Annotated in this window: 20 protein-coding genes; 12 read left to right on the top strand and 8 right to left on the bottom strand. The window is 54.4% G+C overall.

From position 1 onward, the window contains the following. Positions 1-5: 5 nt before the first annotated feature. The 3 genes from BDD14_RS28330 to BDD14_RS28320 form a co-directional block, all read right to left on the bottom strand. Positions 6-356, bottom strand: a complete 351-nt coding sequence (locus BDD14_RS28330; RefSeq protein WP_130424485.1) for a hypothetical protein — start codon at positions 354-356, stop codon at positions 6-8. Positions 357-577: 221 nt separating this feature from the next. Next, positions 578-1,840, bottom strand: a complete 1,263-nt coding sequence (locus BDD14_RS28325; RefSeq protein WP_130424483.1) for a hypothetical protein — start codon at positions 1,838-1,840, stop codon at positions 578-580. A 98-nt stretch (positions 1,841-1,938) separates the two neighbouring features. Beyond that, entirely contained in the window at positions 1,939-2,310 is a 372-nt protein-coding gene (locus BDD14_RS28320) for an HAD family hydrolase (protein ID WP_130424481.1), read from the bottom strand. A gap of 479 nt (positions 2,311-2,789) precedes the next feature. Between BDD14_RS28320 and BDD14_RS28310 the strand changes: the two genes are divergently transcribed. Beyond that, a complete protein-coding gene (locus BDD14_RS28310) occupies positions 2,790-3,077 on the top strand; it encodes a hypothetical protein (RefSeq protein ID WP_207231920.1) in 288 nt (95 codons plus the stop codon). 14 nt (positions 3,078-3,091) lie between these two features. On the opposite strand, the gene BDD14_RS28305 is transcribed toward BDD14_RS28310, so the two are convergent. The 3 genes from BDD14_RS28305 to BDD14_RS28295 form a co-directional block, all read right to left on the bottom strand. Next, positions 3,092-3,295 carry a hypothetical protein gene (locus tag BDD14_RS28305; protein ID WP_130424479.1) on the bottom strand — a complete coding sequence of 68 codons (204 nt, stop codon included), beginning with the start codon at positions 3,293-3,295 and terminating at the stop codon, positions 3,092-3,094. 803 nt (positions 3,296-4,098) lie between these two features. Beyond that, on the bottom strand, positions 4,099-5,202 hold the full coding sequence (locus BDD14_RS28300) for a Gfo/Idh/MocA family protein (protein ID WP_130424477.1): 1,104 nt from the start codon (positions 5,200-5,202) through the stop codon (positions 4,099-4,101). A gap of 249 nt (positions 5,203-5,451) precedes the next feature. Then, entirely contained in the window at positions 5,452-6,300 is an 849-nt protein-coding gene (locus tag BDD14_RS28295; protein WP_130424475.1) for an SDR family NAD(P)-dependent oxidoreductase, read from the bottom strand. 141 nt (positions 6,301-6,441) lie between these two features. On the opposite strand from BDD14_RS28295, the gene BDD14_RS28290 reads away from it, so the two are divergent. Next, on the top strand, positions 6,442-6,831 hold the full coding sequence (locus tag BDD14_RS28290) for a winged helix-turn-helix transcriptional regulator (protein WP_130424473.1): 390 nt from the start codon (positions 6,442-6,444) through the stop codon (positions 6,829-6,831). 40 nt (positions 6,832-6,871) lie between these two features. Here the strand turns inward: BDD14_RS28290 and BDD14_RS28285 are convergent, their stop codons facing one another. Then, positions 6,872-7,384, bottom strand: coding sequence for a nuclear transport factor 2 family protein (locus tag BDD14_RS28285; RefSeq protein ID WP_130424471.1), 513 nt, complete (start codon positions 7,382-7,384; stop codon positions 6,872-6,874). Positions 7,385-7,709: 325 nt separating this feature from the next. After that, positions 7,710-8,660: an AraC family transcriptional regulator gene (locus BDD14_RS28280; protein ID WP_130424469.1), complete on the bottom strand. Its 951-nt coding sequence runs from the start codon at positions 8,658-8,660 to the stop codon at positions 7,710-7,712. A gap of 158 nt (positions 8,661-8,818) precedes the next feature. Here BDD14_RS28280 and BDD14_RS28275 point away from each other — a divergent pair, with 158 nt between their 5' ends. The 10 genes from BDD14_RS28275 to BDD14_RS28225 all read left to right on the top strand — a co-directional run bounded on the left by BDD14_RS28275 (position 8,819) and on the right by BDD14_RS28225 (position 22,088). Then, positions 8,819-9,808, top strand: a complete 990-nt coding sequence (locus BDD14_RS28275; RefSeq protein WP_130424466.1) for an aldo/keto reductase — start codon at positions 8,819-8,821, stop codon at positions 9,806-9,808. Positions 9,809-11,225: 1,417 nt separating this feature from the next. Next, the gene (locus BDD14_RS28265; protein WP_130424462.1) at positions 11,226-11,660 is read left to right on the top strand and encodes a Rieske (2Fe-2S) protein; all 435 of its coding nucleotides are present in this window, start codon (positions 11,226-11,228) and stop codon (positions 11,658-11,660) included. Further along, positions 11,647-11,994, top strand: coding sequence for a hypothetical protein (locus BDD14_RS28260; RefSeq protein WP_130424460.1), 348 nt, complete (start codon positions 11,647-11,649; stop codon positions 11,992-11,994). Before BDD14_RS28265 ends, BDD14_RS28260 begins: the two co-directional genes overlap by 14 nt. A 37-nt stretch (positions 11,995-12,031) precedes the next feature. Then, positions 12,032-13,246, top strand: coding sequence for an amidohydrolase family protein (locus BDD14_RS28255; protein WP_130424458.1), 1,215 nt, complete (start codon positions 12,032-12,034; stop codon positions 13,244-13,246). Positions 13,247-13,396: 150 nt separating this feature from the next. Next, positions 13,397-14,926 (top strand): aldehyde dehydrogenase family protein, encoded by a 1,530-nt coding sequence (locus BDD14_RS28250; RefSeq protein WP_130424456.1) that lies wholly within the window; start codon positions 13,397-13,399, stop codon positions 14,924-14,926. Between the two features lie 396 nt (positions 14,927-15,322). After that, on the top strand, positions 15,323-18,271 hold the full coding sequence (locus tag BDD14_RS28245) for an FAD-binding and (Fe-S)-binding domain-containing protein (protein ID WP_130424454.1): 2,949 nt from the start codon (positions 15,323-15,325) through the stop codon (positions 18,269-18,271). Between the two features lie 163 nt (positions 18,272-18,434). After that, complete coding sequence (locus tag BDD14_RS28240) at positions 18,435-19,217, top strand: alpha/beta fold hydrolase (RefSeq protein ID WP_207231919.1); 783 nt, start codon at positions 18,435-18,437, stop codon at positions 19,215-19,217. Between the two features lie 83 nt (positions 19,218-19,300). Further along, complete coding sequence (locus tag BDD14_RS28235) at positions 19,301-20,149, top strand: fumarylacetoacetate hydrolase family protein (protein WP_130424452.1); 849 nt, start codon at positions 19,301-19,303, stop codon at positions 20,147-20,149. Positions 20,150-20,210: 61 nt separating this feature from the next. Then, a complete protein-coding gene (locus BDD14_RS28230) occupies positions 20,211-20,987 on the top strand; it encodes an acetoacetate decarboxylase (RefSeq protein WP_130424450.1) in 777 nt (258 codons plus the stop codon). A 69-nt stretch (positions 20,988-21,056) separates the two neighbouring features. Beyond that, the gene (locus BDD14_RS28225; RefSeq protein WP_130424448.1) at positions 21,057-22,088 is read left to right on the top strand and encodes an LLM class flavin-dependent oxidoreductase; all 1,032 of its coding nucleotides are present in this window, start codon (positions 21,057-21,059) and stop codon (positions 22,086-22,088) included. Positions 22,089-22,099 lie beyond the last annotated feature (11 nt).

Here is a 22,099-nt window from a genome sequence, read left to right as displayed (position 1 = left end):
GGGACTCATTTGGCCCCTTCTATCCTGTTTTCAAGTATGAATCTGGATTTGCTGGTGTGAATCTCCTGCAGGTACGAAACTCCGTCCACGACGGATATGACCACGCCGGTTCGGTCCTGCTTTCCCTCAATCACGCGCGACGGAATCTTGAATGTCTTTTCGTCTTCCGTCTTGATGGTCAACGTCACTCGAGATTTAGAGGGCGTGCTCCAAGTGACCTCGTATATTCCACGAGGAAGCTGAATGTTCCCTGCTCGGGCAGCGGTGGCAAGATAGAACGTCTGAGAGTTCTGGGCAGCCATTGCACTGGCCGTAAACAGAATCGACAAGAGGGCGAATCCTAGAATGCGTCTCATACAAACAATGTCCCCTTCAATTCGTCGAGGGATCCTGCCGGATCCTTCGGAGAACTCTGGAACACACTCAGATTAGGGAGAGCCGATTGTTTTTATAAGCTGCATCGTGCATTAGACGGTGCGGGAGCATGTATAAGTGTCGTATTTTCAGTCAAATAAGGAAGAAACGGGGGCGCGGTTTTGAGGGATGTATGATACAGCTTTTTCGGTATGGAAACGTCTTACCACGTCTCCACAGCAACAACCGCTGGCGGTCCGGGGTGGCCTTCAATCACATTCGCTTCTATGACGGCCTCCAGATTCATCTGGTCCCAGTTCTTCGGAGCCTTCTGCAACATTGCGTCCAGATAGGCAGGATTCGACACGACCTCGCTTGCCGCCTCAGTTCCTTCGCCCAGAATACCTGCCAGGATGATCACCGGCTGTCCCGATACCTGGTCATGAATTCGGGCGACAACGGCGTAGTCCCGTGCAAGACTTTTCATAGGAACCTGCCATTGAAGCGTCCAGATTCCCTTGGGAGAGCTCTTGCGATCCACCACCTTGCGTACGTGATTGTCAAATTCGAATCCAATCGGCAGATCCTGTGTTATTCGCATCGTCCAGGGATTGTCAAAAGCGCCAATCATGACGGATGGGCCTTCACGCAATTGAGCAAAGCCAGTATCAGACGCGGCTAAGACACGAAATTCGCCATTCTTCGGCACAAGAGGCGCGATGGAGCGCGCAAGTGTGATGACATCGTAGACGTTCAGACTGCCGCTCTCGCCAGCGGGGAACACGGGGGTCGTCCTGCTTTGAAGATCGACAGCGTCAGTCGGCACGCCCAGGCAGTACGTAACTCGGCTTGACGTTGCGGTAATTGGCTCCCAAAAGCGGTCCATATTTGACAGACCGCTGGGATTTGTGGGACCGCTGGGGCGTGCGGTCTGTCCCGGGAATCTTACCCGGCCAATACCGAACCCCAGGAGCCCGGCAACAAGCAGAGCAATCGGTATCCAGACATAAACGGTACGACCTGCAGATCCTTCAGGGGAATCTGCCAGGCGAGCTCCCGGCTCTACCCGGCCTTGAGGGAATGCCTCTGGTGACTCATAGACCAACTGAGTACCGGTTTGAACGGCGGCATGAGGCGAAGGCTCTCGAAATAGCGGAGCATACGAGCCGACCGGCAACTCGATGATCAGCTCTCCCGCATGGTCGGGGCTGTAATAGTACTGAATAAGCCTCTTTCGAACCTCAGCCGCGGTCGTGCGAACTACAGGGTCGAGATTCACATCGTAGTTTGGTTCACGTCCGAAGGCCTCGACGCCAATTGTTCTCTCTTTTAATTCGCCGGCGTTGCCCAGCAATGCTTGTTCTACCGTATACGCGAGCAAGACCGGATATCGCTTGCTATTTGTGAACAAGGGGTGCGCGAGGAGGCGGTTCAATTGCTCGCGAGCCAGAGCGGCATTTGATGTAACCTCGTTGTGGCCAGGCATTCAGAGTGTTCCTAGGGTTCAAAGTGAGCTCGCGTTGAGCGCATAGACCTTACTTCGATTGTACGCAGCAATAAGCCTAAGCTCGCAACCCTTCTATCCTAACGGCAGTACTTCTCGATCTCAGCAGACCTTTTTAGCGATTGAAAGTCTTCGAAGATGAAATCCGCCCCCACACCGAGCAATTCATGGCCTGGGAAGGTTCGAGTCAGGGCCGAAACGCAGCATCCTGCATGCTTGGCAGAAAGTACTCCCGTCAGAGAGTCTTCCACCACCAGGCGTTGGAAAACGATGTGTTTCCCAGGACTTGTGTCACCTTCCTTGCGGTCAAGCAATAATCGGGTAGCCGTTGTACCAAGCTGGTAGCTCTGACTGGGAGACCGACGATCCAGATCGTCAAAGCCCATGATGGAAACGCGTGGAATCAAACAAACCGCCCGCAACGGATGATCCTCAGCAACACGCTGCTCCAACGATACAGCCCGATGCCGAGCCATGTTCAGAAGATGCGAATCGGTTAAGCCCTGGAGACGTCTTGTCGTCTGGAGCCGAGCGCCTCAACTGCCGCAGAACTCAATGCCTTCGACACTAAGATCGTCCCGTCGTCAGCGAAACTCGAAAGCCTCGAACCAAGCACCGCATCCCATAGCGTTGATAGTAACAATCCATTGTGGACATCGAGGCGCAAAGCATCAGTTTCACACTCGGCCCAAGGAACTAAGTGGGATGCCCGCAAGAGCTGACAGCGATTGTTATAGCTGATGGCGATATCAAGACCTTTGCCTGCCTTAAGACTCGGCTTTCGAGGTGCACAGTTTAATATGAAGTCGAAATTTGGCCGAGAATCGGAACGGTTTCATGATCCTCCCGTTGGCAGGAATCGTCGAGCCAGCAACAGATAAAATGGGGGACCAAATCGCGAGTTGAAAAGGCATGTATCGCGGGTCCCCAAATGGATCCCAATAAGGCGAAAAACCATGGAAAAATCGACCAATTCGGGTACTTCATTCGGCGGAATTGGGATGCAATCGTGCGCAAATACAACTTGCAAGCGATTCCGTATGAACAGATTGCCTCATGGGCTTTCGGAGATTTTATTTTTAACAGCGAATTCGATAATATTACGAGCACCATCAAAGCGCGTCGCGCGTGTTTTCACGACTGCATCGACACAGAAGACATGTTCACAAACTTCTTCGCCGACTTGCGAGAACGGCGCATCCTCCCGCCACTCAGTTAGAAGCTGGAACCGCCTCAGGCCAACGTCTCGGTTAGCTGAGTAAGGAGAACTCGAACATAAGTGCGGTCGAGATCGCGCAATGAGGCATACTCGCTGATCTCGATCAGCCGAACCCGCGCGGGTCGTCCACAGTGGGGCGGAGCAACTCTGCACAATCGCCCCAGCCTCAACCCGTCGATATGCGGAAAATACGCGGCACGCATGTCCTGCTTTGCCATCAGTCGAAGTCCAGGTAGATCGGGATATCGCCCGATGATGGAATGCGTTCGAGCACACGTGTCACAGATTGACGAATGCCGTTCGTTCGGATCTCCGAGAGGGACAGCGAAGGAAATGACCACGAGTCTGTGCCGCCTGGGGCGGACCGATTATCCGCTGCGCACTCCGTAATCGAGCGTAAATAGCAGAAACTGAGCGCATCTCCGCGCCGCTATGGAAGTCTATTAACCTATTAACTCATTCAAAGTGAAGGGGATGTGCACTGTACCTAAATTTGTACCCGAAATCGGCGCGCGATCACTCTGCGGCGCATTCGAGACGGACATAAGTCGCTAATAGGAAATGGCTTAGGGAGATACTAGATGGTGCCGGGAGGGGGAGTTGAACCCCCATGGAGGTTGCCTCCGACGGATTTTGAGTTTCCCATGGGTTTAGCGTAATTGTGCGTAAGTAAGCCGAACTGATGTCCGTACCCGAACGTGTACCCGAAAGTGCGGGAATAATTTGGACTCTGCAGTCGCCAAAGACTGTTCGGAGGACACAAGACAAAGATGATTGCCAGCAACGTTCTCGAAGAAGTTCGCTGATCGCCGCGCTAACGAGAACGCCGATTCGGGAAGCAACCAAGGATGATCGTGCTCCTAACTTTCGAATGGCCGACAATCTTTGGGGACGCTGCTATGGCTTCGACTCCGGGAGCGACATGCGCGGAACATAGAAGTGTTAGGAGATATCAATTCCAGTCATGCTTTTGCTCCCGAAATCATCCGCGACTAGTCTCACTTCGTGCTTCGTTTGATCGTCAAGTTCGGCTCACGTGTTCGGCCGCTCGCTCAATCGAAGCGATAACGCGATGCACGCCTACGGCATCTTCAAAGCTCGGCGCGGTACGGGTACCCTCGCGCAGGTCGTGTGCCATCCGCCCATAGATGCGAGCAACATTCCCCGGCGCCATGTCTTCAGGCCAGCCGGTACGGTAGGATGCGGGGACCTCCAAGGGCTGGAACGTCTTTTCGTCTCCGCGCGCTCCTTTGAGGGAAAGCGACACGAATTGAGTGTGGCCGAAGGGTCCTGATACCCGAATGTCTCCTGCCGTTCCGTTGATCTCCCAGAAGAAGCCGTCGCCGTCCCGTGCCATGCCGCCGCGGTAATGGATGGAAACGGGCGCGCCGCCGGAAAGAATCCCGCTGACCAGCACTTGGTCGGGGGCGGACATGGGCAATCTTTCGCCCGTATCGACCGCGAGAGCGGTGCTTCGTCGTGTGGCGAGCACCGATGACAATTGAACGACCTCGCCGAGCACGTCGGTGAGCGCCGCCAACGTATGGCCCACCGGGATCGTCAGCATGGTGGCGCCGGCAGCGCGATCCAGCATGTATGCATCACTCTTCTTCTGGGCTATGGACCCGCCCCAGCCGCCGCCTCGCGCGACGATGGTCGTCGATAGAACCTCGCCAACGAAGCCGTCCGTGATCAGCTGTTTGAGATATTCGATTTCAGGACTTACGCGCGCCTGGGTTCCCACCACTCCCAAGAGGCTCTTAGCTTTCGCAAGCTCCGCAAGTTCCTCCGCCTCCGCGAGACCGTTGCCAAGGGGCCACTCGCAGTACACGTGTTTACCCGCTTCAATCGCAGCCTTCACGACCTCCAGATGATGAGGAACCTTCACCGTGACGGTAACGATGTCTACCTCCGGCGCGGATACCAGTTCAGCAACATCCTTGAAGGCTCGCGGAAGTCCGAGCGCGGCCGCCGCCCTTTGGGCACTGGCCAAGCTGGTGTTGGCGACGCCAACGATCTCGTAGCTATCGGACAGCGCACGCAGCGCTGGTACATGGGCGCGAGCCGCCCAACCCCTGCCCGGCTCCAATCCAACGATACCAACTCTGAAGCGTTGTTCTGTCATTGCGTTCCTCCTTGGTGTCGCCGAAGCGTAATTACGGCTGTAGTGTTGCGCTTTGTATACGGAGCGAGAAGATCTACCATCCGATCCGCTGCTGGGAAGGTCAAACGGGCCGATGGATCGGGCATGGTCGCGGCCATTAAGTGATAACGGGATTGAAATCAATTCTCTCGGTCTAATTATCCCCTTGTTCGTGCGACGGACCATGCATTACGGCCACATGGATTTTCTCTGTAGGGATAAAGATGACCATCAGGATGTGAGGGTCGCCTGTAGCTCCGGCGGTCCGCCTAATTCATACCGGTAGGACTTCGGTGCGCTGCCGTCGATGTCGCTCACGCCGAGCTTCGCACCCAGTTCCGCGCCGATCAGGGCACGCCCCGATAGTTCCATCCTCAGATTGGACTCATAGAGTGCGGCGATCACCTTTCCAGTGAATTGCGGCGATTCCCGTTTCCTCTTTGGCCGCGATTCATCGGGCATGCTGGCAAGATAGGCGCGCGCACGTTCGGTATCGAGTCCGCCCATCCAGATCGAAACTGCCGCGATGCTGTGTGGTCGCAACTCCTTCGCGAAATCGGCTGCCATCTTGTCCGCGCCAGCCTTCTGCGCCCCATAGGCGGGGCCGTGGTAATAGGCAACAGCACCATAATGGCCGGTGTGGACAATAAGGCCGCGGCCGTTAGCGATCAAGAGGGGAGCAGCATAATAAGCGGACACGAAATGCGAACGCAAGCCGACGGTAATGAGATCGACCGCCTCCAGCGGTTTTTCCCAGAAGCCGCCGGGCATCGTTGTGCTTTCGACCGCATTGGCGGCATTGTTTACCAGGATGTCGAGGCGACCATGCTCCGCCTTCACGCGGGCAAATAGCGCCGCGACTGCGTCGTCATCGGTGTGATCAAGGGCGATGGCAACGCCCTTCCCCCCGGCCTGCGTGATCAGGTCAGCGGTTTCGGTTACTGTGCCGCCATAAGGAGAGTCGCCGTCCGCAGTGCTGCGGCCCGTGACATATACGGTCGCCCCGGTCTCACCTAACGCAATGGCTATACCCTTTCCCGCGCCTCGACTCGCTCCAGTCACTACTGCTATCACATCCATAAAACCTCTTTACATCCGTTAGAGTAAGGCTGGCTTCTTCCTGCCGCCGAAGCTGATTTACTGCCTTGAAGAAAGGCTACCTCTTCGGTTTATAACATGCAAGAACGCCCAAAGAAGTGTAATACTAACCTGTAAGTAACCATGAAAAGACAAAAACAAACAATAACGCAAACATGTTCCACCGTGGAACTGGAAGAAGCGCTCAAAGTGCTGGAAGGGCGATGGAAGATACTCATTCTCTTCCATCTCTTCAGTGCACCGGTACTACGGTTCTCGGAATTGCGCCGCGCAGTGTCCGGGATATCTCAGAAGATGCTGATTCAGCAACTACGTGACTTGGAAAAAGATGGCGTGGTTCACCGCAAGGTATATCCGGAAGTGCCACCCAAGGTGGAATACATGCTGACGAAAGACGGGGTCGCCCTTCGTCCGGCGCTCAAGGCGCTTAAGTTCTGGGCAGAATCGCGAAAAATACCTGCTTCGGTAAAGAAAAAGCCTGCATTGGCCTGCAAAAGAGGTTCTGTCCGGTAGTCGACCATCCGATCGCGAATAGAGATGAGGACACCACCACTCAAGCGGTCTTGGCAATCTCCAAGGGATCTCCAAAGTAGACCTCGAGTCGCCTGAATTGAATGCGCCAGCCTTCGGGTGTCCTTACCAGATCATCGTGAAAGGCGCCGGTGGCATTGTAGTGCACGTTCCATCCCTGGTCCGCACGGCCTCGATGGGTAGCGAAAAAGTCCGTCCGCGCGTGAGCAGTGTCACCTGCAATTGAGACCAACGGGAGGCTCAGCATGTGCTGCCAGTTGGAGAAGCGGCTCATGCTGCCCTTGGTGTTCTCGTCGCCGCGCATCCATTTCGCCAAATCGCGATAGGAGCCGACCGTACCCCCTGCCGCACTATAATCCACGGTGCCGGTCTCAGAGAAGGTCTCTTCCCATTGCTGCAAAATGGCCGAGTCCTCACCCTGATGAGAGTCCTGTCCTAACGAGTAGCAGGAAATGATGTCCTGAATGGCCTGCCGATCCAGCAACCCTTGCATCATGTTGGCAACATCCGCACTTGAAACCTCTTCGCTTCGCATCGTCCTGCCTCCCTCTTGCTTTTCTAAAGACTAACGAGTTGGTACCCGGAACGCAAGAACTTACTTAAAAGTGTAATACTCACCAATAAGTAACCACGGAACAACCGGACCAACTTCCGATCCAGCCGGGTCGACTCAGGAGTTAGAAGAGGCCCTGGATGTCCTTGAAGGGCGATGGAAGATCCTTATACTTTTCCATCTTTTCAGGACCAATCTTGCTGATTCTGTCTAAATCGTCCTCAATGACTCAATGAGCGCTAAGGCCTTAAGGCCTGTTTGCGACAGTCGAGAACAAGCTGCCCCATGGTAACCCAACAATTCAGCCTTAAGCAGTAGTGATCGCCACGACATTGCCGTCTCGCAGGGCCTTGATATCGCGCATTGGGGGCTGGCCAAAGAATCGCCTGTACTCGCGATTGAATTGGCTCGGGCTTTCGTAGCCGACCTCGAACGCCGCACTTGCCGCATCCAGTTCACCCGTGAGCATGCGTTGCCGCGCGGCATGCAGACGAAGCTGCTTTTGAAATTGCAGCGGACTCATCGCCGTAAGGGCGCGAAAATGGTGGTGCAGCGTGGATCGACTCATGCCTGCAATCTCTGCCAGGTGCTCTACACGCAGAGGCTTCCCGTAGTTTGAACGCAACCAGGCAACCGCCTTCGCCGTCCGGTGGCATTTGGTCTCGAACGTCGCAATCGCGCGAAGGCGTGCTCCCAGACTTCCCTGGAGTAAGCGATAAATGATCTCGCGTTGAATGAGTTTGGCAAAGAATGAAATGTCGCGTGGAGCGTCCAGCAGATCGATCATCCGAGAACATGAGTTGACCAGTTCAACTGTGGTCTTCCCGATCGCCATTCCGCAGGCGCCAGAGGACTTCTCAGGCACATGGACTTCTTCTGTGTTCAGAATGTCCCGAAGAATCGACATATCCAGTTTCAGGAAGAAGGCAAGGTAGGGTGCCTGTTTGCTGGCCGTAATCACCTGGCTCACAACCGGCAGTTCCAGAGACGTAAGGAGAAATCTCGATTGGCCGAAGACGTAGCTCGCTTTACCGAGGTCCACTCGAATCCTTCCTTGCGCAATGACGAGAAGGCTTGGCTCGTAGGTAGACGGATTCGGAACGGTCGGAACAGTGCGACGATAAAGCATCAGTCCCGGCACCTCCGTTGCACGTTCGCCCGGATTACCAAGTGAATTGCCAATCTTCTTCGCTAGCTCGGTTAGAAGGTGAGAGAGCGTGGATGCATTTGCATCGCCAATTTTCCTATGTTGCAGCATCTTCGAAGCCCCCTCCCCTCTCCTAAGCATAACCGACGGGTTAGCACCAGCCGCACCACAAAATCATAACGACCGGACGAATAGGCAATGATTCGAAAGAATCGGGCTACCGCAGATGCATCGGAGGTCGCTAGGGTTGAAGTGAGGAGTGAAACACCATGAAAAGACGAAAACTAGGAGCATTAGAAGTCTCAGAAATGGGATTCGGCTGCATGAATGCCAGCGGCAACTACGGACCCGCCCCCGACAAGAATCAAGGCATTGGGGTGATTCGTGCAGCCCATGAAAAAGGCGTCACGCTCTTCGATACAGCCGAATTCTACGGTCCCTACACAAACGAAGAGCTTGTCGGAGAGGCGCTCGCGCCTGTCCGCGACAGAGTCGCTATCGCAACTAAATTTGGCTTCGACAATGAAAAGGGCGGCCTTCTTCTTAACAGCCGACCAGAGCACGTCCAAAAAGTGGTTGAGGGATCCCTGAAGCGACTCAGAACCGACCACATCGATTTGTATTACCAGCACCGGGTCGATCCGAACGTGCCAATTGAAGACGTAGCGGGCGCGGTGAAAGAGCTGATCGCAGAAGGAAAAGTGTTGCACTTCGGTCTATCCGAGGCGAGTGCAAAGACAATCCGCCGAGCGCATGTGATTCAACCGGTGAGCGCAGTTCAGACGGAATACTCGCTCATGAACAGAGATGTAGAGCAGAACGGTGTACTGAAGACTTGTGAAGAGTTAGGAATCGGCTTCGTAACTTGGGGTCCAGTTGGACAAGGGTATCTAACTGTGAAAATAGATGCTCGAACGAAGTTCGACGCCACATTGGACGTGCGATCTGAGTTCCCACGCTTTTCTTCTGAAAACATTGCAGCAAACATGCCGATTGTTGATTTTCTCAGACAGTTTTCTGAGAAGAAGAATGCAACACCGGCTCAAATTTCGCTGGCTTGGGTGCTCGCGCAAAAGCCGTCCATTGTTCCGATTCCCGGCACACGAAGTGTCGATCACCTGCACGAGAACCTGAGAGCAGTCGATGTTCAGCTAACGCCTGCGGATCTTCGTGAGATCGAAACTGCTCTTTCCACAATCGAAGTGCACGGTGGCCGGATGAATGAAGAACGAATGAAGGCGGTTGACCAAACAGAGTGACCGGTTATCGCATGATCATGAATCTGCTCTAGCTCGCCCACTGCCTGATGGCAGGGGCGGGCGCAGGTTCTCGCACACAATAGTCCTCATAAGTCGTCGGCTCCTGTTGGCCGATCACGGTTTCAATTGGCGATAAGAGTCAGTATGGAGTGACCGGTGCCGATGCGCCGACCGTAGGTTAGGAAGGGCAGCCGGTCATGAAGGAGAATTTACGATTTTTAGGTTTGGATGTCCATGCGGAGACGATCGCCGTAGCGGTTGCAAGCGGACGTAATGTGAGTCATCGGCTTCATCATTCACGGGGAGTCGTAATTACGGGCTCCCCGCCTTGCTTGCGGCCCTCTCGCTTCTTGCTACTGCGGTTCCCTGACGCTTTTCTTGCTCGTGATTGGATCCAGGGGTGCCTGACGATGGCGATCGTCATCTTGTCTGTGCTCAGTTCGACTTGAAGCAAACAACGAAGTGCACCTAGGCACAATTGCGTCCAGGTAGACGCCAAGGTGGATTGCGACCGCAACACAGGAGCGGTTACGTGTAATTCTCGGGAAGTGCAATCCGTATGCCGAGACGACCGTACGCTCCTCCATCCGGACAGCGCTTTTGTGAAGTCTTCTAGGATTCTTCTCTCCCCAATCAACACCACTCTTCCATCCAGCCATCGCTGGCGCGAGGATAGAGAACGCCAAATTGAACTGATACACAACAAGGCCAAATATGGCGTCAGCGCCAACAATGGACACCAAATACGGTGTTTTTGTGTATGGCCAGGCTTTGACCGGAGCCTATGCGCGGTCTGAGATGTGCTCTCGAGGGCAATGAAAAGTCGATGGATGCGATGTGGTATTCGTCAAGACCTCTTTACGCGCAAGGAATCCACCTCTTTCTTGCACGGCGCGATGGAAACATCTATTCACCGCGGAAGCGAGAATCTATCACTTCCATGCATTTGGTCATTAAGTTGCTCACTTAGAGGGAGGATATGAAGAGCGAGATCAAGATAGACGCCGTGAGAAGAGGGTCAACTTGGGCAGGTCGGCGACGGGCGCTCTCGGATCTCCAATGAAGTTATTCATCACTCACTAGGCGCGTTTCGACGCTTCGTCCAAGCATACGATCGTTTAAAACACACAACGTAGGAGTTCCGTATACATAAGCTTTGACACCACTGGTCGCCCGCATGGAGTGTGCAATCTCAATGTCGTTGAGCTTCATCTCGAACTCTAACCTCCCGAATGTTGGTTCTTCGACTTGCTTCCTTTCAAGTGTTCATTTCTTCCTGCTCAGGGACGTTTCTTATCACGCGAAGTCGGATCGAATCTGATCTAGCTTCTTCGCAAACCACTCGAGGGGGCGGCGGCAGCGGCGGCGACTTGCAGTGAGACAGATTTACTAATGTTCCAAATTCAAAGGAGATCACATGGCAACAACCCACCCACTAAAAGGTCAGCAAGATCAGGAGCGAATCCCTGTATCAACATCCGGAGTTCGAAAGGTGCTCATCGGCCGGAGCGATTCGCTGCCTAATGGCGGACGCCTCGTCGTGGATATCGACGAGAAGATCACGATCGGCATCTTTCGATTGGACAACGAACTATACGCCTATGAAAACACCTGCGCTCACTCCGGTGGTCCGATCTGCCAGGGTCGCATTTTGCCACGTGTCGTCGAAGTAATGGACAGCACAAAACAGATTCGTGGCCAGAACTGGGACGAATCGGATATGCACATCGTTTGTCCGTGGCACGGCTTCGAGTACAGCATCAAGACCGGTCGGCACGCAGGAGACGGCAAGATTCACCTCCGTTCCTTTCCTGTGCACGAAGCTGAAGGAGAGATCTATGTCGAGGTCTAGCAATGTGGCCTTCATCGACGCCGCGCAATCCCCGGAAAGTGAGCTTGCAGACATCGGGCTGAGACTCGAATTGATCGTGACTGCGGCAATCAACAGCGACATTCCTCCGAACTGGGAATCATTGCCGTTTACTGAACTCCTCACACCACTTACCAAGCTGTACGCAGTTGCTTGCGAGGCTGCTGGGCGGGAGATCACCCCTGTCACACAAGAAGCAACGCCAACTGAGGTGGTCATGCTTGCCTGCGCGCTGCTACGCGCGCAGGATCTTAACCCGTTTGATCTCGCGCTCTGGTTTTCGCGCGCGACTCACAGCAACAACCTACCCCGCTAATCCAGCGGGACGCCGACATTGTGGCAGGAGGAGAAAGATGGCAGACAAGAAGACGGACCCAAAGGTAAAACTTCATCCGGTCCAGGAAATCACGATCCAGACGGACTCACGCGAAATCCTCGCCAACGCAAAACACGACGTCGGTGCCTATGGGCTTGATAAATACTTCATCATCGACGTCGATTCGCATCACGTTGAGACGGATTCGTGGGATGAGATCCTTGAATACATCGAAGATCCCGTGCTCCGGTTCAATGGTAAAGAGATTTCGAAGAATTGGCCCACGGCAAAGAAACAGGGGCTGATCAACGAGCCTGCTGGGCTGATGTTCCAGGACGCGCAAGGGAGAATTCTGCATCAGGCTTCTTTGCAGGAGCCAGTCGAGAGTGTCAACGGTGAAGTTCGCGATCTAACTTTGATCCGACGTGCCAAGGAGACTATGAACATCGCCATCCAGGTGGTGTTCCCGCAGCCGATGCTCGAGATTGGCATGCATCCGAGCCCCGAGATTGCAACCGCACTGACCCTTGCCTACAACAAATGGTTCACCAAGAACATTTTGTCTAAAGATGAAAAGTTGCGGTCATTGCTCGCATTGCCATTCGAAGACCCGGCGGCCTGCATCCGCATGATTGATGAGTACGCTGGATTTCCAGGCGTCATCGGCTTCATGGTGACCAGTCAGCGCAGGATTGCGGTTAATAACAACGCTTACATGCCGATCTACAAGAAGCTCGAGGAGTTGGGATTGCCCCTGGCCTTCCACGCTGGCCCAACACTTTCGGATTCGATGGTCAGTCACATGAACAAGTTTTTGTCGATTCATGCCATGTCGTTCGTGACCTGCAACATGCTTCATCTGACGAACTGGGTTATCAACGGTCTGCCGGAGCGCTTTCCGAAGTTGAAGGTGGTCTGGGTTGAAAGCGGCCTCGCGTGGCTTCCCTTCATGATGCAGCGGCTCGATCACGAATACCTCATGCGCCAGTCCGACGCCCCCTTGCTCAAAAAGAGACCAAGTCACTACATGCGTGAGATGTACTACACCTCGCAACCCATGGAGGCTACTGATCTTGACTTGCTGCAGGCCACCTTCAAGGCAATCAACGCCGAAACTCAGTTGATGTACTCATCTGACTGGCCTCACTGGGACTTCGATACCCCAGGTCGGATGGCATGGCTGCCATTCCTAAGCGATGAGGGAAAGCGCAATATCCTCGGTGAGACTGCGCGGAAGGTCTTCAATCTATAGCTCCTCCGGGATGGCCATATTGCTTCGAAACCTCAGCGGTTCCCGGCATTCACTGAACCAAGGTTTAGAGATGGGCGACCCAATTACAGCAACTTCAACGGCAATAGCGAACACGGGAGCCATTCGTCAGCTTCCGCACGGAGAAATGTCATGACAGCAGTCAGCAGTGCCCCAAATGCGACACAAAGCCAAAAAGATACGAGCTACTCTTCAACTCCGACACGTTATAGCGGGTTCGACGGCCAATACATCTCAGGAGTGTGGCGTCACGGTAAGGAAGGCAGTAAAGAGATCGACACTGATCCCTACACCGGTCAAACTTTGACCGAGATTGTTCAGGCAGATACCAATGATCTGGACGAAGCCTATAAAGCAGCTGCCAAGGCTCAGCTGAGTTGGGCAGCGAGACTCCCGGCAGAGCGTGCCGCTGTGATGTTGCGTTCTGCGACCATCATGGAACAACGGCACGACGAGATCATCGATTGGCTTGTCAAAGAATCTGGTAGCACTCTCGTCAAAGCTGAGATTGAGTGGCAGTTCCTTCACTCAATTACGATCGAAGCTGCGTCGTTCCCTCATCGGATCGAGGGCAAAATCTTGCCACTCGACGAGCAGGGCAAAGAAAGCCGGGCCTATAAGCAACCGCTTGGCGTGATTGGCGTCATTAGTCCATGGAATTTTCCTCTGTATTTGTCCCACCGTTCGATCGGGCCGGCGCTTGCACTTGGCAATGGGGTCGTGGTCAAGCCTGCAGAGGACACGCCAGTCACGGGCGGCCTGCTGATTGCAAAGATCTATGAGGAGGCTGGTCTTCCGCCGGGGTTGCTCAATATAGTGATCGGCCCGATCGAGCAGATCGGTGACGCCTTCACCCTGCATCCGATTCCCAAGCTGATCTCGTTCACCGGATCTACTCGCGTAGGTCGTCACATCGGGGTGCTTGCCATGAGCGGTCCGGCGATGAAGCGTGTCGCCCTCGAACTTGGAGGTAATGCGCCGTCCGTGATTCTTGACGACGCCGACATTGATCATGCTGTTCGCTCCACAGTTATCGGAAGATTTCTTCACCAGGGACAGATCTGCATGAGCACAAATCGCATCATCGTCGACGCGAAGATTCACGATGAGTTCGTTGATCGCTTCGCGGCACATGTGAAGAGTCTCAAGTACGGCGACCCGAGTGATCCCAGCGTGTCGATCGGTCCCGTCATTAATCAGAAACAGATGAAATCGCATTTGGCTCACATCGCGGGGGCCAAGGCCGCGGGCGCTAAGCAACTCGTGGGCGGAGAACCGCAGGGCCAGGTTTTGCCTCCCCACGTATTTGTGGATGTCCGAAACGAAATGCAGGTCGCGCAGGAGGAGACTTTTGGACCCATTGCTCCCATTATCAAGGTCCACGGTGAAGAGGAGGCGCTTCGTGTTGCCAACGACACTGAGTTCGGTCTCGCAAGCGCAGTGTTCACCCGTGATCGGGAGCGGGGAGTACGTTTCGCGTTGGGTATTCAGGCCGGAATGACCCATGTCAATGATTCGAGTGTGGACGATGCTCCGACGGGTCCTTTTGGAGGAGAGAAGAACAGCGGTCTCGGTCGCTTCGGTGGCGATTGGATTATTAACGAATTTACAAGGGACCACTGGATTACCGTTCGGCACGAGAAAGGCAACTACCCATTTTAACCCTAAAGCGCGTCTCAAGAGAGCACCGCAAACTCATTAGACTAGGCCTCTGTTCACTGTTTGCACCCGGACCAAATACGGCGTCGACGCCACACATGGACACCAAATACGGTGTCCATGTGGTGTCAGCTTCGACCGGAACCTACGCGCTGTCTGAGACCTATTCTCGACTTCAATGAAAAGGCAAAAATGGGAAGGGCCATTTTTCAAATCCTCCTACACGCGAAGAACTTACCTCTTTCTCGCAGGTACGCGTAAATATTTATTCGCCGCGTAAGTGAGAACTTAACTACCTCTATGCATTTGGTCATGAAGTTGCTTTATCAAAAGGAAGATGCATTTCGACACTTCGTCCAAGCATACGATCGGCCAAAACACACAACGTAGGAGTTCTTTATGCATAAGCTCTTGACACCACAGGTCGCACGTTTGGGCAGACCCGATGTTCCTCCCGAAACAGACGCGGTCGACCCTTCGTTTAGCGAAGGCACTCCAGAATCACTGAAGGCGGATCTCATCGACCTCCTGGGGGAAACTCAAGTGTTGAGCAGGGTTATCGATTTAGTCAGGTTTGCCTCAGACGCGAGCCCATATCGTTACATCCCTCAAGTAGTTGTTCGGCCAAAGAATATCGGGGACGTGCAGAAGATTTTCCACTACTGTACTACGCACAAACGTCACGCCACTTTCCGTGGAGGTGGTACAAGCCTCTGCGGGCAGTCACAATCCGACGATATTCTCATCGATGTTCGACACGATTGGAACCAGTGGGAAGTCCTGGATGAAGGCCAGCGCTTCAAGGCGCATACGGGAACGCTCCTCGGGCATGCAAACGAGGCGCTCGCTGCCTACCAAATGCGACTCGGCCCCGATCCAGCCAGTGCCCATGCCGCGACGCTCGGGGGAGTGTTGTCGAATAATGCGGGAGGCATGCGTTGTAGCCTTCCCCGCGATTCCTATCACACCGTGGAGTCCATAACTGTTGTGCTTCCATCGGGCACAGTGATCGATACCGCAGCGCCGGGCGCAGAAGAGGAGTTCGCAAAGAAGGAACCCGCGCTCTCTAAAGGGCTGATGGACCTGCGAAATGAAATATTAGCCGATCCCGAATTTGTGGAGCGAATTAAACGCAGATACTCACACCGGAACACGAACGGTTACGGTATCCGTTCCTTCCTGGACGGTGAAACACCGCTGGGAATTCTCCGTCGTATCATGATTGGCTCGGAAGGTACGCTGGGCTTCGTTGGTGAAGTCGTATATAAGGCCATTCCGCTCCCGCGCCTGACGACAGTTGCATGGCTCCCATTCGTGACCGTCGGGGAGGCGGTGGCAGTGGTGAACGGACTTGTAACGCTCGGGGCTGAGGCGGTGGAGATGATGGTCGCATCCACCCTGACAATCGCAGCGAAGTCCTATTCTGGCACTCCGTCCTATTGGAAAACGCTTGACCCACAGGCTGCAGCGTTGCTCGTTGAATTCGGAGCGAGCGACGAAAAGGGACTCGACAAGATCGAAGAGAACGTGCGCCGAGAGCTTTCCGGAGCGAAGATGCTGGAGCCTCTGAGCTTCATGCGCGACGAGAAATGTATCGAGTTGGCTTGGCATGTGCGAGAAGGACTCTTAGGACTGATGGGCCGCTCACGTCCTAAGGGCACGGCCATTCTTACGGAAGATGTCTGCTTTCCTCCAGCCCGGCTAAAAGACGCTGCGGAGGACCTGATGGACCTCCTCAACAAGTACAAGTTCGATCCCGCCATAGTCGGCCATGCGGCATACGGCAATCTGCACTTCTCTCTTGTGGTCAATCTAAGCGTGGATGAGGATAAGCAACGCTATGCCTCCTTCATGGATGAGATGACCAAAATGGTGGTGGACAAATATGACGGGTCACTGAAGGCGGAGCACGGAACGGGGATCAACATGGCGCCGTTCGTTCAGAGAGAGTGGGGAGAAAAGGCCTATGGCGTGATGCGGCGCATCAAAAAGCTCTTCGATCCCGAGAAGGTGTTGGCGCCAAACGTTCTGCTTTCAGACGACCCCCTGATCCATCTCAAGAAGTTGAAATCCACTCCGGAGATCGAGAACATCTCTGAGGCTTCACACTGCATAGAATGCGGGTTCTGTGAACCCGTCTGCCCAAGCAGAAATGTAACGACCACTCCCCGCCAACGGATCGCTCTGCGCCGCGAGATGGCAAGACAGGAAGAGTGGTCGCCTTTACTCAAGACCTTGCTCGAGCAATATGAATACTTGGCGATCGAGACCTGCGCGGCAGATGGAACATGCGCCGATGTTTGCCCGATCGAAATCAATACCGGGGCATTAATGAAGCACTTCCGGAAAATGGAGCACACGCCGGAGATAGAGAAGGCTGCCCTGGAAATTGCGAAGGAGTGGGGCGAGATAGAAAGAGTCGCCCGGCTTGCGATCGGCACTGCGGATGTCGTTCAGCAACTGACCGGCACTGGATTGCTGACTGGCGTCACTGACATTGCTCGCAGCGTGGTCAGCAGTGACCTCATACCGTCGGTGCCGGGACCCATGCCGCACGCTGCGCCAGCGGAGTTGCCCTCTACAGTGCGAGAGGGCGCATCTGCGGCGTATTTCCCCGCGTGTGTCAACCGCATCTTCGGTCGTGACGTAAGTTCTCCTAAGACCCCAGGTCTGCCGGAAGTTCTCGTCACTCTCTCGGCCCGCGCTGGAAAGCCGCTTTGGATCCCGGACGATGTGCGTGGTCTTTGCTGCTCCACCCCGTGGAGTTCCAAAGGCTACAAGCAGGGCGGTACCTACATGGCTGAGCAGGTCGTCGATGCATTCTGGCGCTGGAGTGACGGAGGCAAGCTGGCCGTCGTCGTCGATGCAGCTTCTTGCACCCTCGGCATGATGGAGGACGTGGTGGAGCATCTGGACGACATCCGCAAACAGCAGCTCGGAAAAGTGCGAATTTTCGATTCGATACAGTGGTGTGCTGGTCTGCTTCCAGATCTCGCGATCACTCACAAAATCGATAGCATCATCATCCATCCGACATGCTCGACAACTCATCTGGGCTTGAACGACACGTTGAAGAGACTTGCAGCAGAGATGGCAGAACACGTTGAAGTTCCGATTGGAACGACATGCTGCGGTACAGCTGGAGACCGCGGGCTTCTACATCCGGAGTTGGTCCACTCTGCCACGCGAGATGCTGTTGTACAAATCAACCTCCACCCAGCGCAGCGATATATATCTGCGAATCGGACGTGCGAGATTGGTATGCATCAGGCGACTGGTAAGCCCTATGAGTCGTTCGCGTTCACCCTGGAAGAGCTCACACGCCGCCCGAAGGCAGAACAGCTGTGAGAGGTGAACTTCGTAATTATCTAAAAGAAGGGATACGATTCGAGACCGGACTTGCTGCTTGCAACGGATCTCCATCTACATTGCCATGAAAATCTCCAGTCGGACAATACACGCAAATACTATACGCCAACATTACCTTGAGGCAGGAGATGGTCCTCCGGTTGTGTTATTGCATGGTTTTCCCGAAACAAGTTACGCATGGCGTTTTCAGATTCCAGAACTTGCAAAAAAATACCGTGTAATCGTACCCGATCTGCGCGGGTATGGAGAAACCGACAAACCTTCATCAGGCTACGACAAGCGCACGATGGCAACAGACCTCCGCGAGCTGATGAGGGCATTGAATCTACCGAAGATCGCGCTTGTTGGGCATGATCGTGGCGCTCGTGTCGCTACTCGCTTCGCTAAGGATCATCCGGAGGCTGTTGACCGCCTGGTCGTGATGGACAATGTGCCAACCCGAATCGTTGGTCGAGAACTCGACGCCGCAAAAGCGAAGGGATATTGGTTTTTCCTCTTTCACTTAGTTCCAGATCTTCCAGAAGCGCTCATCGCAGGTCGCGAACACATCTGGTTGCGTTATTACTTCTCCGATTGGTGCTTTGATCCGTTGACCATTCAGGGCGAAGCGTTCGACACCTATGTCAAAGCGTATCGGGCACCTGGCGCTATACGAGGGGCCATGGAAGATTATCGTGCCAACGCCACCGATGTCGCCCAAGACAACGCCGATGCTTCCGTTAAGATCGCTTGCCCGGTGATGTCGCTTTGGGGACGTGACTTCAAGCTAGTCGGCGAAATGTTTGATATGCCCCGTGTGTGGGCGGAGATGGCAAGCAATCTTGTTACTCATGCCATTCCTGAATGCGGGCATCTCCCTCATGAGGAGAAGCCTGAGGAGATCAATCGCCTTCTGATCAACTTCCTCGCAGACTGGAAAGGCTGATTGCAGTCAGTAACCACTGTATGGGCGCTTTCGTCGTTCGGGATTGCACATGCAGTGCTAAAACGAGACTCAGGAGATAGGCCATGAAGTTAGCGCGTTTCGGTATTCCCGGCAGCGAAAAGCCAGCCCTTATTGACACCCAGGGCCGATTCCGTGATCTCTCGGGGCATCTCGCCGATATTACAGCTGAGTCGCTCTCCGACTCACAGCTCGAAAAGATCGCCGCAATCGATATCGATCAGCTGCCTCTCGTAGATGACCGTGTCCGCATCGGACCACCAGTTGCGGACGTCAGGAGAATCATCTGTATCGGTCTGAACTATAAGGACCATGCGGCAGAGACACACCTCGCTCTGCCGACGGAGCCTCTGGTATTTCTCAAGGGTTGTCACCCTAGCGGGCCGAACGACAACATCTATCTACCTGCCGGCTCCAAAAAAGCTGATTGGGAAGTGGAACTTGCCGTTGTGATTGGAAAGCGAGGGCTCTATATACCGGAGGAAGACTCCTTGTCTTATGTCGCGGGCTATTGCGCCTTTAACGACTTTTCCGAACGTGAGTATCAGATGGAGCGCGGTGGCCAATGGACGAAAGGAAAAAGCTTTCCGGGTTTTGCCCCCATGGGGCCATGGCTTGTGACTCGGGACGAGGTTCCGTTTCCGGGAGATCTCCGACTTTGGTTGGAGGTCGACGGGCATCGTTATCAGGATGGGACTACGAAGAATCTAATTTTCAGCGTCCCGACGATCATCGCCTATGTGTCCAGGTTCTTTGAGTTGGAACCCGGCGACGTGATCGCTACCGGCACGCCTGCGGGCGTTGGACTTGGCCACAAACCGAATCCCGTATTCCTCAAACCAGGGAATGTAATCGAACTCGCTGTTGAGAATCTCGGGGTGCAACGTCAACTTATTCTCGCCTGGGATCACTAATCCCGGCGAACCTCATCCTGCTTGCTGTCACTTGTATCGAGAGATCGGAAAGGAGAACTCTATGAACGGAATCAATTCTGATATCACGAAACCTAGGAATGGCCTTACGAAAAAGGACATTTTGGAAGGTGCCTTCGCAATGCCTTTCGGAAACCCCGCCTATCCACCCGGCCCCGATAGATTCTTTGATCGCCCTGCGTTGACGGTCCAATACCGCACCGATCTCGACAAAGCGCGGGCGCTCGTTCCTGAACCTCTTGTACTCGAAGATCCCACCGTCAGTTTGACCTTTCTCTTTATGGTGGCGCCTGGTCTGGGTGACTATTATGAGGTCAGCCAATCCATGCCGGTCTCCTTGAATGGAGAACGCCTCAGCTTTCGCCCATCAATGTATGCGAGTAATGTTGCTGCAATCCTGAATGGCCGTGAGATTTGGGGCCTACCGAAGAAATTTGGTTCGCCGCTGCTCACGGTCCAGAACGACACACTGGTGGGGACGCTCGAATACAGCGGTAGCCTGGTTGCCCGAGCGACCATGGGATACAAATATCGCGAGATGGATCTGGAGGAGGCAAGAAAGTCTCTCTCCATACCCGGCGTTGTCCTAAAAATAATTCCCCATGTGGATGGCAAGCCGAGAATCCTCGAGCTTGTCAGATTCGAATACGGGGATCTTGTGCTCAAGGAAGCATGGACGGGGCCGGGCGCTCTCGAACTGTTTCATCACGCCCTGGCTCCTCTCGCCGAGTTACCCGTACGTGAGATCGTTTCTGTGACACATACGATATGCGACATCACTTTGCGCTATGGCAAGGTGGTTTGCGACTACCTGTCATAGCGTCTCAAGCTGAGCAGAGGGTGCCGGTGGCCATCACTAATTTCAATGGAGCAGGATAGGAAGAAGATCATGACAAAAAGTGCCGTGTCCCGTCTTCGTTTGAGTGTCCTCGACCAATCGCCGATCAGCGAGGGCTCGACGCTCGGCACAGCACTGCGGAATTCGATCGATCTTGCCGTCTTGGCCGAATCCTTGGGATATCACCGCTACTGGGTCGCGGAGCACCACGGCTCGCCGGGTTTTGGTTGCATGAGCCCCGAGATTCTAATTGGGCCGATCGCCGCCGCTACATCTCGAATCCACGTCTGGAGCGGCGGCGTCATGCTCCCACATTACAGTCCGTTCAAGGTAGCCGAGAATTTCAGCATGCTCGCAAGCCTCTTTCCAGGGCGAATCGATCTTGGGGTCGGACGGGCGTCAGGTACGGGCCGTGCCACGGCATTATCCCTCCAGCGGGACAGGAGACTGCCTCCCGCTGACGACTTCATGGATCAGTTAACTGAACTGATAAGCTACTGCGGAACAGAGGAGCAGCGGCGTGCTCAGGGAATGCCACCGGCAAACCTTGTTACGCACGAACGCCCTCACCTTTGGCTTCTTGGATCGTCCGCGCAGAGCGCCGTCTGGGCGGCTGATCTCGGTCTCTCCTATGCATTTGCCGACTTCATCAATGCGCATGGCGGCGAAGATGCGGTCACCGAGCATTATCGCGAGCAGTTCACGCCGAGAGCCAAGCAACCGAAATCGGAAACCGCCGTCGCTGTCTGGGCGATTTGCGCAGAAACCGATGCGGAGGCTAATGTCCTTGCCTCCAGTTTTAAAATGTTGATCCTGTGCCTCCAGCGTGGCGATCTCATCGCCGTTCCTGCTCCGCAGCGAGCGGCTCAATTCCTGGTTGAATATGCAAAGCGGCCAGGTAGTTTGCACATGCAACGCCGGATCATCGTAGGTACTCCCGAGATGGTCAAGAGCGGTATCGAGGCCATCGCTGCGGAATACGACGCGGACGAAGTGCTGATTGTGAACATCGTCTACGATCATTCCGCACGGAAGCGGTCCTATCAATTAATAGCCAGTGCGTTCGGACTGGTTGGTACATAGTCACATTCATT

The organism is Edaphobacter modestus (assembly GCF_004217555.1).
Classification (GTDB): Bacteria; Acidobacteriota; Terriglobia; order Terriglobales; family Acidobacteriaceae; genus Edaphobacter; species Edaphobacter modestus.
This window is presented reverse-complemented; position numbering and strand designations above follow the sequence as displayed.